Source organism: Wolbachia endosymbiont (group A) of Apoderus coryli (assembly GCF_947251615.1).
Lineage (GTDB): Bacteria > Pseudomonadota > Alphaproteobacteria > Rickettsiales > Anaplasmataceae > Wolbachia.
This window is the reverse complement of record NZ_OX366367.1, coordinates 1,023,519-1,037,185: the sequence shown is the minus strand read 5'-3', so window position 1 is coordinate 1,037,185 and position 13,667 is coordinate 1,023,519. Positions and strand designations below refer to the sequence as shown.

The following is a 13,667-nucleotide window of genomic DNA, read 5'->3' as shown; positions in this document are numbered from 1 at the left end:
TTCTTGTAAATACGGGATATAATTCCAAAGATACTGTTCAGTCTTTTAACTCTATTGGAAGGAGAGCAAAATCTAATTTTCGGCCTTATTGGCGTTAGTTCACATCCGGCTTCACCCTTCCCTGCAAGATATTTTAGCTCTAATACCTTACATCATAAAGATACAAGTTCATATTTAGAGATTTTGAGTGTATAATTATAAGCAAATTAAATAATTTAAGATGATGACTAATGTATCCAGTGATACAGAATCAATAAAAAGCATGATTGTAAGTATAATAGATCAAAATAAAGGTCACGATATAGTTACTTTCGATGTGCAGAATAGAACCATTATTGCAAAATATATGATTATTGCATCTGGTGATTCAAGTCGCCATGTGAAAGCGTTAGCTGAACACGTAATAAAAAGTCTCGAGCGACATGATAAAATAGATGTAGAAGGTATGGATGAAGGCAATTGGGTGGTTTTGAATTTTCAAGGCATAATGGTTCACATATTCAGGTCAGAAGTAAGGGAGTATTATAAAATAGAAGAACTGTGGAATTGATTGTCTGGGCCATTCAAGTACAACTGTATAAGTATCGCACCTTTAGGATAGCTCCCCAAGAAAAGGTGTCATCCGAGTAGCTGACACTGGGATCCAGAAAATTTTATTATAAACGAGCACACTATACAAGGAGATTATGAAACACAAGTCCGAGTTTTTAAATTTTATCCAAGAAAGAGGGTACCTATACCAATGCACAAACATTGAAGGACTAGATCAGTTATTATTGCAGAGCAATTATATAGTCGCATACATTGGGTTTGATTGCACAGCACCAAGTCTTCATATTGGTCACCTAATGCATATTATGATGTTCCGTCACCTGCAAAAATTTGGTTACAAGCCGATAGTCTTACTTGGAGGCGGCACAACAAAAATTGGTGACCCATCCTTCAAAGATAAAGCAAGAAGCATCTTGCCCGTAGAGAACATCAATCAAAATACATCCAATATAAGGAGAATATTAGAGAAAATGGTGTCTTTTAATGACAGCAAGACTGGTGCAATGATAGTAAATAACGCAGATTGGTTGGATAACATAAAATACATAGATTTTTTGCGTGATATAGGAGCTTATTTTTCTGTAAATCGTATGCTAAGTTTTGATAGTGTGAAAACCAGGCTAGATAGAGAGCAAACCTTAAGCTTTCTGGAATTCAATTACATGCTATTGCAAGCTTACGACTTTACTGAATTAAACAAAAAATATGATTGTCGTCTGCAGATTGGAGGGTCAGACCAGTGGGGAAATATAGTAAACGGAATTGAGCTTGGAAAAAAGTTGAATTTACCTGAGCTGTTTGGCCTTACTACGCCTCTTTTATTAAATGCACAAGGAAAAAAAATGGGCAAAACTGAAAGTGGAGCAATATGGCTCGATGGCGATATGCTAAAACCTTACGACTACTGGCAATATTTTCGCAACGTTGATGATCAAGATGTTGGACGTTTTTTGAGATTGCTCACTGATGTGCCAATTGATGAGATTAGAACACTAGAATCTTTAAAGGATCAAGAAATAAATGAAGCAAAAAAGGTCTTGGCAACAGAAGTGACAAAAATATGTCATGGTGACAAAGAAGCGGCACTCGCACTATCTGCTGCAGTCTCTGCTTTTGAGAATGAAGATAGCTCACTACTTCCTGATTACATCATAAAAAAAGAACAAGTTGCAAGCGGCATATCCTTAGTAAACCTACTGCGTGACACCGGTTTGGAATTTTCAAAATGCGCAGCAAAGCGTTTAATACAGGGCAATGGGTGCAAAGTTAATGATAATATTATAACCGACGTTAACTACATAATAAATTCCGAGAGCTTCAAAGGTCGGTCATTTATAAAACTGTCTGCAGGAAAGAAACGCCATATAAAAGTCGTGGTGGGTTAATAAATTTTTATGGAAGAAAGGATATATTAGAAAATTGAGGGCTTTATATATGAAATAAGGAGGCAAAAATGAGACTGTATTATAAAGATATCACAGGTCTTATCAAAGAACCCTACCTCTCTAGCGGAAGAGATTATTTTAACCAAAGGAAAGGTGCAGATCATATCTGTTGATGAATCTCACGCTAAATCAAAGGTGGTTGGGTCAAGTAAATATCAGGTAACACTAAAGCACGATGGTCCTCTTTTCAGTGGAACATGTTCCTGCCCTGCATTCTGTTACTTTGGTCCATGTAAGCATATGGCTGCAACGGGTTTTACTTTGATTGATCTTGACAGAAAGGAGTATCGATCATCTATGTGCCCGGGATATGTTGATAAACAAACTCTCCTTGAAAGGTTTTTACTTAAAAAAACAAACAAAGAGCTCATTTCAATAATTGTTCGTCTAGGTGACCAACATCCAGAGATTTTTGAAGAACTAGAGGATGAAGAATATGAGCAATTCACTCAAAGTAAGTTTCCAAAATCCGAGAATTATGTATAAAGTGATTGGAAAGATGGTGAGATCAGATAATCTATAGCTGGCCCAAGCAAGGTTTCCCTATGTCATACCGCCGCGATATCTCTTAGCCGCTAACACGTAGCGGGATGACGGTTGTCAGGGTGTCATCCCAGTGCCTTGACACATAGCTGTACAAACGTTTTTGGCTTGACTCACCAGTGGGTGTCATTCCAGTGCTTGACACTGGAATCCAGGTTGCTCACAAGCAAACTAGCATAGAAAGTGGTTACAACGTTTTCGATGAGATTGCAGGAAGGCTGGATCCCAGTGTCAAGCACTGGGATGACAAGTTCTCGGCAACCCCTACGTCATACCGTTACGGTATCTCTTAGCCGCTAACAAGTAGCGGGATGACGAGCTTATCGTCATCCCGCCGCGAACCGTCATACCGCAATTCATTCGTGGTACCTCTTAGCATAGATTCCGCTAACAAGTAGCGGGATAATGAATTTTCGTTTTTCAAATTGTCGGTAAATCTAAGTCAGTTTAGCTATATTACACAAACTATCTGCAGGAAAAAAACGTCATATTAAAGTTGTGGTGGGTTAGATTTTGCAGTAATAAAATAAACTTTTAGGGAGGTATAAGATGAGATTAAGTCATGAAGATATCAAGGATTTTATCAATGAGCCTTATTTCTCCAGAGGAGAGTTTTACTTTAATCACAGAATGGTACATATCGTATCTGTTAGCGATTTTGACGTTAAATCAAAAGTTGTTGGCTCAGGGGTATATAAAGTAACACTAAGACGTAATGGCAATTCTCTTAATGGAGAATGTTCTTGTCCAGCGTTCGAAAATTTTGGTCCATGTAAGCACATGGCTGCAACAGGCTTCGCTTTAATTCAATATAATCAGCGGGGATATAAATCGTCTAGAGAGTGCTCCGATCGCATTAATGAGCAAGATCACTTTGAGAAGTTGCTACTCAAAAAGACAAAGAGAGAGCTTATTGAGATGATCCTAAATTTGAGTGTTTATTATCCGGAGATTGTTAGTGAATTGGAATATGAGGAATATGAGTAGATTTAATAGACTTCTTACATAACCCAAACTAAGTAGAAAAAAGGTGTCATCCGAGTAGCTCTCCTTTGTCATCCCAGTGCACAGACACTGGAATCCAGGAATTTTGATTGGGTTGGTAAGCATAAAAGTATAGCTTAGGTTTTCCTACGTCATACCACCGCGGTATCTCCAAATCCCGCTAACAAGTAGCGGGATGATGAGGTTATCGTCATGCTGCCGCGAACCGTCATACCGCCGCGATATCTCTTAGCCGCTAACAAGTAGCGGGATACTTAACCGTCATACCGCGATTCATTCGCGGTATCTCTTAGCCGCTAACAAGCAGCGGGATGACGGTTGTCAGGGTGTCATCCGAGTAGCCCCTCTTCTTGTCATCCCAGTGCTTGACACTGGGATCCAGGAATTTTATTAAGTTGGTAAGCATAAAAGTAGCCGTTTTATGTTAAAATACAACGTTTTGATGATTATGAAAAAGCTGGATGCCAGTGTCAAGCACTGGCATGACACCCTCTTGGATAGAAATTAACGTCACGCGCTGCCCAGTTCATGTTAGCTATAAATATTTAAGAAATTTACCAAATAAAAAAAAAGGCAAAAGAAGCCCTAGTCATTGTCTATTTTCAGTATTGGCGTTTTTTAAGTCTTAAACACTGCAATTTAGCTGCTTTTAAATGCAACTCACCTTTGTTTAAATGTTTAAGAAATTTACTAAGCAGAAAAAAAGGCAAAAGAAATCCCGTGTTAGCTAGTTGTCACTCTCTAATCCTGCAAATTGGCGTACTATACTGTCTTAAACGACTTATAAGCGCGTTTCAGCTTATATAGGTAAAAACCTAGAAATATTGTGAAGACATAAGGTGCACATAGTGCAAAAAATTAAAAATAAGACGCCAACTACGTTGTTTTCTTGCTGTTTAATCTGCACAGATGAAGATAACTGAATACCTTCAGTCTCATGATAAGGGGGCTGGCGAAGGGTGTCAAGTAAGTTTTTTCGTTTCTATTTCCAATAAAAGTTCGTTATATGGTTATGCAAGAAGTCTAATTGGTATAACCATGCATGAATGCTATTTTCGGTAAAATCTCTTACAACGCTCAAAAGCAGAAAAACAAAAACTTGATTTTCGCAGCTAAATAGTGGACCATCAAAAGCACGCATAAATATCTACAATGAAAGAAAAAACTTTCACAATCATCGATGGCTATGGTTTTCTTTTCAGAGCTTATTATGTACTACCTCACTTAATTACCACAACAGGAATGCCAATAGGTGGTGTATATGGCTTTCTGAATATGGTTCTTAAGTACATTGCCCATTCGGACTACTTAACTATAGCACTTGATGTGGGGAAAAAGAATTTTAGGCACAATTTATATCCTGAGTACAAAGCGAACAGAGTAACGCCTCCTGAGGATCTAATTCCACAGTTTACCATACTGAGGGAAGCGGTAGAAGCTTTTAACCTCAGCTATGAAGAGATTGAAGGTTATGAAGCAGATGACATAATCGCAACACTAGCTGCAAAATACGCCAACCACCAAGACTTTAAAGTGGTAGTCGTTTCATCAGATAAAGATTTGTTTCAACTCTTGAACCACAATATTTTAATATTCGATCCCATTAAAAATATATACATAGATGAAAAACAAGTAATAGAAAAATTTGGTGTAAACTCACACAAGCTTCTTGATTTATTTTCTCTAACTGGTGATGCATCCGATAACATTCCAGGCGTTCCGGGAATAGGTCCGAAGACTGCAGCTAAATTACTAGATGAATTTGATTCATTGAATAATATTATAGAGAACATTGATAACATCGAGCAAACGAGGATTCGTAATATTCTTACCGAACATAAGGAAAAAGCACTAATTTCAAGAGAACTTTTATCACTATGCGAAAAAGTAGACCTTCAACATGATATTGCAAAATATGAAGTCCATTCTCCAAATATGGAGAAACTATTATCCTTTTTAAAGAAGTATGAATTCAATTCCTTAATAGGTAAAATGGAAAAGCTTTTTTCTTACAATGGATCTAGCACAGAAAAGAAAACAGAATATAGTAGTGAAGAGTTAGAGAAATTTTTGGAGCGTTGTAGATATGAAGGCAAAATTGCAATTCATTACCACCTTGAAAACAATGTATTAAGTCTATCTTATAGCGAAAATAATATTTTTTGTATAGAGCAAGACAGCATACAAAATGCACTCATTACAATCAACTCAACTTTACTCTCAAATGGGGTGCTTAAAATAATACATAACATTAAAGAGATCAGGAAAATCTTCCCTGCAGTAGAGAAGATGCTAGATTCAGTTGATGATTTGATGATAATGTCATATAGCTTAGACACAGGAAAGCATGATCACAGTATTCCAAACATAATTGCACATAATTTGAGTGGAGATGTAGAAATTTTCTCGGCAAAAACTTTAATAGCAATTCATGAAAAGCTAAAGCAAAGGTTATTTCAGGAAAAATTGTTCACAATTTACGAGCGCTTCGATAAGCCACTTATGAAAGTAATATTTGATATGGAGAAAAATGGGATATTACTGAACATACAAAAATTACAGGAGCTGTCCGATAAATTTCAGCAGGTAATTGCCGTGCTTGAAGATGAGATATATAATTTGGCAGGAGAAAGATTTAATATTGCTTCGCCAAAACAATTAAGTGATGTTTTGTTCAACAAAATGGGGCTTAATAAAAAGAAAAAGTCAAAATATGGGTCGTATAGCACCAATTCTGAGGTTCTAGAGGCGCTTGAAGCAGAAGGAGCGGAAATCGCAAGTAAAATCTTAAATTGGCGACATTTAAGTAAATTAAAAGGCACCTACACTGATGCATTAATAAAGCAAGTTGATCCACTTGATGGTAGAATACACACAAGCTTTTCAACGACTGCAACTGCAACTGGAAGGCTGAGCTCCAGCAATCCTAATTTACAGAACATTCCTATCAGAAGCGAAGAAGGAAATCTCATCAGACAAGCATTCATTGCGCCAAAAGGGTGCAAGATAATCTCTGCTGATTATTCGCAAATAGAATTAAGACTCCTGGCACACGTTGCAAACGTTGCAGCATTTAAAGAAGCTTTTGCAAACGGACAAGATATTCACGATATCACCGCAAGGCAAGTTTTTGGAGTGCAAGAAATAGATGAGCAATTAAGACGCAAAGCAAAGTCCATCAATTTTGGCATTATATACGGCATTAGTCCGTTTGGCCTTGCAAAACGGCTTGGAATTACCATTGCGGAGGCTGCTGAATACATTAATTACTATTTTTCCTGTTACCCAGAAATAAAGGTCTATATGGAAAAAACAGTGTCTATCGCAAGATTGCATGGTTATGTAGAAACTTTGTTTGGCAGGAGATGCTTTGTAAGAGACATAAACAATACAATTCCTTATGTAAGACAATTTGCAGAAAGGGCAGCAATAAATGCACCACTGCAAGGCACCGCTGCTGATATAATAAAACGTGCGATGATTCAGCTTTTTGACCAATTGAAAGTAGGTAAAATAATCCTCCAGGTTCACGATGAACTACTGGTTGAAGTAGAAGACGAAAAGGTACAAGAAACAGCAAAACTTATGAAAGATATAATGGAAAATGCAATAGAAATTTCTGTACCACTTGAAGTAGAAATAAAAGTTGGCGACAACTGGGGTCTAAATTCCCTTAATTATGACTTAAACATCGTGAATTCTAAGAGTATAGATTATTTGAATTAATATGAAAAATATGCTACAATTAAGACATAGGTAAATGCAAATAGGTCAGTTATGCCAGATATAAAACGAACTTTACCAGAAAAAAAACAAAGGCTATTTACTCAGGTAACTAACAAAGATGAGAAAACTTTTGAAAAAGAGGAACATCAGTTAATCTATCGTGCTTTCCTAGATACTTTAGAAAATCCAGAAAATCTAGAAAAGCAAACGAAACAGGAAATAGAAAAGAAGAAACAGAAATTGAAAGAAGAACTTTCAGATCAAGAAAAACAAAAATTACAGAGTGATCTGGAGTCATTAGTTAAACAATTAAAGCAATTAAATAATGAAGATGAAAAGAAAATTTTTACTTTTGTATTTGAGAATAGTGGAAAGATATTCAATAATATTAATCAAGAAGATATAAAGTTACTAAGTGAAGAGAATTTCTGTCAGTTTTTACTTTCTGTATTCAAAGAAATTAGAGAGCAAGGCTTAGCTAGAGAAGAGAAATTCAATAATGATAAAATACAACAAGTAATAACCAAGTGTGTAGCTGATATACGGGGTACAGAAGCTAAAGGTTCACTAATAAAGCTTCTCGGGTGGCCGCTTGGAGTAAAGGTAGATCCTAAAAACGCTCTTGGCTCTATTAAAGACGGATTATTAGAGAAGGTGCCATTTTTCGGTAAAGACAAAAAAGAGGAAGATGAACCACCACTCAGTGATGAAGAGATGGTAACAACGTTCTTACGTAAGATCTTTCTTCCTATTCTTTTTTCCATTGCTTCAATATCAATTTTTGGTCCTACTACACTTGCGGTAGTTGTTGCTGCTATTGGTGCAATATTTGCTATAAAAGGAGGAGTGGGAGTTCTTTTTTCAAATAACAAAAAAGGTACTTTGTATGACCCTAGCTCACAAGATAAAGATGATACAGAAAAGAGAGCAAAACTGAATGGAAAAATTCTCGAGGGCATTGATGATATTTTAAAAACCCCAGTTACAGGAGTTGAGAAAGGCACCTCTGTTTCTGAACAAATTTCCCAAGAAAAAGAAAAGAGTGAACAACAACCTGTTCCTGAGCAAATTTCCCAGGAAAACAACAGGGGAAACGAAAAGAGTGAGCAGCAAGATCGATCTTGGGCAGGAAAGGAAAACAAACGAAGGGAAGAGACCATAGAGCAGCAACCAAGTAAGACCTAGGTTTGCCAAAAAGTGAGTTGTGTAAGAGGTCTACTATTATTCTATAGCACATACAACAGGAGTATGGTCAGACGGATTTTCTAGCTTACGCAATCTATCATCTATGTAGCATGTTTCCAATTTATCTACAGCTTGTGGTGATAACAGCATATAATCTATTCGCATTCCTTGATTATTTCTGAGTGAATTGCCTTGATAATGCCACCAAGTAAATTGTTGCAAATTTGGGTGAGATATTCTAAACGCGTCTTTAAACCCAAGATTCAAGACTGCTCTTAACTTCTCACGTTCTTTTATATGAAAGCACACTTGGCCATTCAATAAATTTGAATCAAAGACATCAATTTCATCCGGTGCAACATTATAATCGCCAGCTATAATAGTTAACTCTTCATTCTTTAACAAAGTGCTCATCCTTTCATATAGATTATCAAAAAACTTGAGTTTATATTCAAATGCTTGAGAGTCCAGGCTTTGACCATTTGGCACGTATACACTTCCTACCCTTACCTTCTGATTATTGTGCTTTATTATGCACTCTATATAACGCGCTTCTTGATAACCTTCTACGATATCAATCTTAAACTTCTCCAGTATTGGATATTTAGATAAAACACAAACGCCATTTCTTGCAACTTGTCCATAGATAGCATATTCATATCCTAACTTTTCTATCTCTGCATAAGGAAATTGCTCTTCCGTACATTTTATCTCTTGCAGCAAAACTATATCTATCTGACTATCAACTATAAAACTACAAAGTTGGTTAACTCTTTTACGTATGGAGTTTACATTCCAAGTTGCAATCTTTAGCATCAACAGTCCTTATTAATTATATCAATTAAACTCTCCCCAGTAGGCAACCTCGATGTTATAATTTTTTTCCATTTGATTAACTTTAAACTATCAGCAATGTTTTTACTCATGGTATATGCAACTGTATTATTCATCACATGAGATAGCCCACTTTTTAGAACTAATGAACAAAATACCCTTGCTGTCTGTGAGGAAAAAAAAGCAACACTATCAATTTTACTATCCAACAGTAAATTTTTACACCTATTAGTTAGACTCCTTTTAATAATTGTTTTATAGAGTACAACTTCTCTTACGTTAAAATCTTCTTCAGATAATCTCTTTTTTAGGTCACATGATACTTCTTGTCCTCTTATATATAAGAACTTTATTGCGCTTGAATAGTGAGCTTTTATGAATGATATCAGACCATCAACGTTGCTGTCTGCTGAGATTATATCAGAAAATCCCAAATTTTTTGCAGCCTGCATGGTTGAATTACCAACTGTAATAATCGGAAAGTCATCCACTTTGCATATTTGACTAAAAGCCTTTACACTGTTTTTACTTGTAGATATCACAACGTCAAATTCGTACGCAGATATATCAGGATTTAAGTACTTTATTGTGAATACTGGTTCTATAAAAACTTTGTATCCATACTTTCTCAATATATTTCTTGTATTGAACGAATCCAATAAAGGCCTCGTTAATAAAATAGACTTCATTCTGATTTATTTCACTACTAGTAAAATAGTACCCTTTATACACAAATTACTGAATAAAAATTTTTATTTTGATGGCTTGAGCAACTATTCAAGTAATTGATGTTGAAATAAGGATACTCAGTCCCCTATTTACCACTAAGCTTTAAATTCACTTATACTTTTTTAATGCTAATTACATTGAACTCTGTTGAATCATTCCATTCACCTGGAGTTATATTGAATACTAATTCTCTCTCATCTAAAGATAAAGTTCCATTATCTATCTTATAGTTATTTGTATAACACTTTTTGATTCTGCTATCTTCTATCCTCTCTTCTATTTGTAAAGATTTTGGATTAAGCATTATATCTTTATGTACGTTTCCATCGGAACATATATATGTATATAAGTTTTTGAATACCAAATTCTCATATTCATCACGTTCTACTACATATGCACTACGATCTATCAGATCTGGATTATCCTTATTATATTCAGATATTACATAATGAGCATTATCCTCAAAAAAATCTGGGTGACTGTTTGAAAAATCCATATACTAACCTCTTTTATTATTAAACTATTAGTATTATAGCTAATATTCCTATACAAGTCAAATAAGTTAACTTGTTAACACTTAAACTGCTTTTGCGGTTGGAGAGAGGTTATCAGTAGGTTTTTCTGCCTGTGGTTTGCTGATCAAAGTCCGAATGATATTAGTTGCCATAATAGCACAACCTAAAATAAAAAAAGGTGTAGAAACAAAATAGATAACAGAAGACTCAAAAAGCGACATAGATGCAATACCTCCTATTAGAAATGAAACACTGGATACTATATCAAGATAGATCTTCGTTAATTTTTCTTGTCCAGGAGAGTTTTCTACACCAAGCTGCTTATTAAGCTCACATTTTCGAAAGTGATCAGTACGTGACCATAAATTTAAGCCAAGTGAAATTGCACTTAGTGTGATACTAAGAGCGGCAGAATGTACACTTAGCCCAGAAATATTAAAGACTAATATTGCTATATATCCAATAAAAAGGACAGTAGATAGCGCAGTAACTAAGCGTTTCGAGTAAGTTCGTACCTTCTTTCTGTAGGCTAACTTATCTTTTTCACCATACATAGCATAAATATTACCTAATACTTATATTGTAGCATTAATTAATTCAACAAGCAATATGGAAGCTAAGAGTGCCTGAGAGAAGACTTGAACTTCCACAACTTAAAAAGTTACTAGCACCTGAAGCTAGCGCGTCTACCAATTCCGCCACCCGGGCTTTTTATAGTTTACTATGTTAAAGTTAAATAATATACTTAAACAATTTTTAGTTCAAAGGTAATGCCAAATCTAGATCAAATATTTTTCGCTCAAAACAATGTTAATATTAATAACGTATATAAAATAGTCAATAGCGCTTTGAGCAATAGCGATGGTGGTGAGCTGTTTCTAGAATTTTGCCAGTCGGAGTCCCTGCTTTTTGAGGATAACATATTAAAACACATGGACTTGAATACTAGAAGGGGATTTGGTTTAAGGTCTTTTTGTGAGGATAGTACATCTTTCGTTTGTTCTTCTGAGATTAGCGAAAAAGAAATTAGTAATGCTGCTTCTATGGTAAAAAGCTCAGTGTCTTTAAACAAGACAAATTCAATAAATTTAAACGAAGAGACGACAAGCCTATATTCGAGGATTAACCCCATAAATGAAATGGATATGAATTCAAAGATTAAACTACTCAATGAGGTTAATGAGTATGTAAGGTCCAAAAATAACTGCGTGAAGCAAGTAAAAATAACTTTAAGTGGAGAATGGCAAGTCGTACAAATAATAAAAGGTGATCACAGATTAAGCGATATCAGGCCTCTGGTACGTTTCAATGTGCTAGTCATTGTAGAAAAAGATGGTCGTACCGAAAGAGGTTCTGCAGGGCATGGTGGAAGGGACTCTTATAGTAAGTTTATTTCTGAGAAAAAGTGGAAAGAAGTTGCAAACCAAGCGTTAGAACAAGCACTGGTAAATCTTGAAGCAATTCCAACTCCAGCCGGAGAAATGACAGTCGTTTTAGGTCCAGGCTGGCCAGGAATATTGTTACACGAAGCCGTGGGTCATGGACTTGAGGGCGACTTCAATCGTAAAAAAGTTTCAGCATTTTCAAATTCTGTGGGTAAACAAGTAGCGGCTAGTGACATCACAGTAGTTGATGACGGAACTCTGCCTAATTTGCGTGGCTCTATCAGCGTAGACGATGAAGGCACTCCACCCAGTTATAATATATTGATAGAGAATGGGATCCTCAAAGGATACATGCAGGATCATATGAACGCTAAACTCATGGGTGTAAATCCAACCGGTAATGGTAGAAGAGAAAGTTATAAAGAAGTTATTATGCCGCGCATGACAAACACCTATATGCTGCCTGGAAAACATACACCGGAGGAAATAATATCTAGCGTAAAGAAAGGTCTATATGCAGTAAATTTTGGTGGTGGGCAAGTTGATATAACGTCAGGAAAATTTGTTTTTTCATCTTCGGAAGCTTACCTAATAGAAAATGGTAAAATTACACAGCCAGTCAAAGGAGCAACACTAATTGGTGACGGTCCAACAGTGTTGAAAAAAGTATCTATGGTTGGTAATGATCTAAAGTTGGATCCTGGTGTTGGCACATGCTCAAAAGATGGACAAAATGTACCCGTTGGAGTTGGTCAGCCGACACTCAAAGTCGACGCAATAACTGTTGGTGGAACTGAGATATAGATAAGGGCTAAAACGGATTCCAGCGCATGACGTACAATTGTACAAACATTGTAGCCGTTATCCAAGTAGCCTGCAGAAACGAAAAAACTTACTTGACACCCTTTGCCAGCCCCCTTATCATGAAACTGAAGCTATTGTATTTGCTTTCGCCAATCTGCAGATTAAAAGGTAAGGATTACTTAATGTATCGGCGTCTTATGTTTAATTTTTTGCAGTATATAGATACTGTATGTCTTTACAAAACTTCATCTACATCTAGATTTTTATCTAAATAAGCTGAACGCGCTTATAAAGCGTTACAAGACATCAAAAAATGCCAATACTCGACAGAGATAGTAAAAGACTAGCTAACTCGGGGATTCTTTGTCTTTTTTTCTGCTTAGTAAATTTCTTAAACATTTGCAGCGTAGGTTAGTTGCAATTAAAAGCAGCTGAATCTCGCTTGTCAAGCGTTTAAAACATAAAAAACGCCAATATTTTAAAGCGGATAATAACCACGGGGCTTCTTTTGCCTTTTTTTTCGTTTGGTAAATTTCTTAATGTTTATAGCTAAAAGAGCCCAAGAGAGGTGTCATTCCAGTGCCCCTGTGATGTCATTCCAGTGCTTGACACTGGAATCCAGTTTTCCATATAATCTCATCGAAAACGTTGTAACCACTTTCTATGCTAGTTTGCTTGTAAACAAGCAAACTTTCCTGGATCCCAGTGTCTGGGCACTGGGATGACAAGAGAAGGTACTGGATGACACCCTGACAACCGTCATCCCGCTACGTGTTAGCGGCTAAGAGATACCACGGCGGCATGACGTAGAGCTCGCATTAGCTATACTTTTATACTCACCAACTCAGCTGGATCCAAGTAGTCAAAGCACTGGAATGACAATGTGGAGTGTCTGCTTCTGTCATCCTATGATAGGATCCAGTCTAAAAAAAAAGACCTGGATT

The 13,667-nt window shown here is 36.2% G+C and carries 16 protein-coding genes and 1 tRNA gene; 10 read left to right on the top strand and 7 right to left on the bottom strand.

What is annotated here, in order from left to right; translation table 11 throughout:
- Nucleotides 1-223: 223 nt before the first annotated feature.
- The 5 genes from rsfS (at nt 224) to OPR43_RS05210 (ending at nt 2,833) form a co-directional block, all read left to right on the top strand.
- Nucleotides 224-550: a ribosome silencing factor gene (rsfS, locus tag OPR43_RS05230; RefSeq protein WP_265026353.1), complete on the top strand. Its 327-nt coding sequence runs from the start codon at nt 224-226 to the stop codon at nt 548-550.
- A 136-nt stretch (nt 551-686) separates the two neighbouring features.
- Complete coding sequence (gene tyrS, locus OPR43_RS05225; RefSeq protein ID WP_265034419.1) at nt 687-1,937, top strand: tyrosine--tRNA ligase; 1,251 nt, start codon at nt 687-689, stop codon at nt 1,935-1,937.
- A gap of 153 nt (nt 1,938-2,090) precedes the next feature.
- On the top strand, nt 2,091-2,483 hold the full coding sequence (locus tag OPR43_RS05220) for an SWIM zinc finger family protein (protein ID WP_265034418.1): 393 nt from the start codon (nt 2,091-2,093) through the stop codon (nt 2,481-2,483).
- A 111-nt stretch (nt 2,484-2,594) separates the two neighbouring features.
- The gene (locus OPR43_RS05215) at nt 2,595-2,720 is read left to right on the top strand and encodes a hypothetical protein (RefSeq protein ID WP_265034417.1); all 126 of its coding nucleotides are present in this window, start codon (nt 2,595-2,597) and stop codon (nt 2,718-2,720) included.
- Complete coding sequence (locus OPR43_RS05210; protein ID WP_265034416.1) at nt 2,675-2,833, top strand: hypothetical protein; 159 nt, start codon at nt 2,675-2,677, stop codon at nt 2,831-2,833. The genes OPR43_RS05215 and OPR43_RS05210 overlap by 46 nt, the downstream gene beginning before the upstream one ends.
- Here OPR43_RS05210 and OPR43_RS05205 read toward each other — a convergent pair.
- The gene (locus OPR43_RS05205; protein ID WP_265034415.1) at nt 2,830-2,964 is read right to left on the bottom strand and encodes a hypothetical protein; all 135 of its coding nucleotides are present in this window, start codon (nt 2,962-2,964) and stop codon (nt 2,830-2,832) included. The genes OPR43_RS05210 and OPR43_RS05205 overlap by 4 nt on opposite strands.
- 125 nt (nt 2,965-3,089) lie before the next feature.
- Between OPR43_RS05205 and OPR43_RS05200 the strand changes: the two genes are divergently transcribed.
- From OPR43_RS05200 to OPR43_RS05185, 4 genes are all read left to right on the top strand, one after another.
- On the top strand, nt 3,090-3,527 hold the full coding sequence (locus OPR43_RS05200) for an SWIM zinc finger family protein (RefSeq protein ID WP_265034414.1): 438 nt from the start codon (nt 3,090-3,092) through the stop codon (nt 3,525-3,527).
- Nucleotides 3,528-4,012: 485 nt separating this feature from the next.
- Nucleotides 4,013-4,174 (top strand): hypothetical protein, encoded by a 162-nt coding sequence (locus tag OPR43_RS05195; RefSeq protein WP_265035738.1) that lies wholly within the window; start codon nt 4,013-4,015, stop codon nt 4,172-4,174.
- A 523-nt stretch (nt 4,175-4,697) separates the two neighbouring features.
- Nucleotides 4,698-7,271: a DNA polymerase I gene (gene polA / locus OPR43_RS05190; protein WP_265034413.1), complete on the top strand. Its 2,574-nt coding sequence runs from the start codon at nt 4,698-4,700 to the stop codon at nt 7,269-7,271.
- Between the two features lie 51 nt (nt 7,272-7,322).
- On the top strand, nt 7,323-8,456 hold the full coding sequence (locus OPR43_RS05185; protein ID WP_265034412.1) for a hypothetical protein: 1,134 nt from the start codon (nt 7,323-7,325) through the stop codon (nt 8,454-8,456).
- Between the two features lie 36 nt (nt 8,457-8,492).
- Here OPR43_RS05185 and OPR43_RS05180 read toward each other — a convergent pair whose 3' ends face one another.
- The 5 genes from OPR43_RS05180 to OPR43_RS05160 form a co-directional block, all read right to left on the bottom strand.
- A complete protein-coding gene (locus OPR43_RS05180) occupies nt 8,493-9,272 on the bottom strand; it encodes an exodeoxyribonuclease III (RefSeq protein WP_265034411.1) in 780 nt (259 codons plus the stop codon).
- Nucleotides 9,272-9,979, bottom strand: a complete 708-nt coding sequence (locus OPR43_RS05175; RefSeq protein WP_265026346.1) for a uroporphyrinogen-III synthase — start codon at nt 9,977-9,979, stop codon at nt 9,272-9,274. The genes OPR43_RS05180 and OPR43_RS05175 overlap by 1 nt, the downstream gene beginning before the upstream one ends.
- A gap of 152 nt (nt 9,980-10,131) precedes the next feature.
- The gene (locus OPR43_RS05170; RefSeq protein ID WP_265034410.1) at nt 10,132-10,515 is read right to left on the bottom strand and encodes a hypothetical protein; all 384 of its coding nucleotides are present in this window, start codon (nt 10,513-10,515) and stop codon (nt 10,132-10,134) included.
- Nucleotides 10,516-10,596: 81 nt separating this feature from the next.
- Nucleotides 10,597-11,088: a hypothetical protein gene (locus OPR43_RS05165; protein WP_265034409.1), complete on the bottom strand. Its 492-nt coding sequence runs from the start codon at nt 11,086-11,088 to the stop codon at nt 10,597-10,599.
- A 69-nt stretch (nt 11,089-11,157) separates the two neighbouring features.
- Nucleotides 11,158-11,242, bottom strand: a tRNA-Leu gene (locus tag OPR43_RS05160).
- Between the two features lie 62 nt (nt 11,243-11,304).
- Here OPR43_RS05160 and tldD point away from each other — a divergent pair.
- The gene (gene tldD / locus OPR43_RS05155) at nt 11,305-12,723 is read left to right on the top strand and encodes a metalloprotease TldD (RefSeq protein WP_265034408.1); all 1,419 of its coding nucleotides are present in this window, start codon (nt 11,305-11,307) and stop codon (nt 12,721-12,723) included.
- 593 nt (nt 12,724-13,316) lie between these two features.
- Here the strand turns inward: tldD and OPR43_RS05150 are convergent.
- Nucleotides 13,317-13,451: a hypothetical protein gene (locus OPR43_RS05150; protein ID WP_265035737.1), complete on the bottom strand. Its 135-nt coding sequence runs from the start codon at nt 13,449-13,451 to the stop codon at nt 13,317-13,319.
- Between the last annotated feature and the right edge of the window lie 216 nt (nt 13,452-13,667).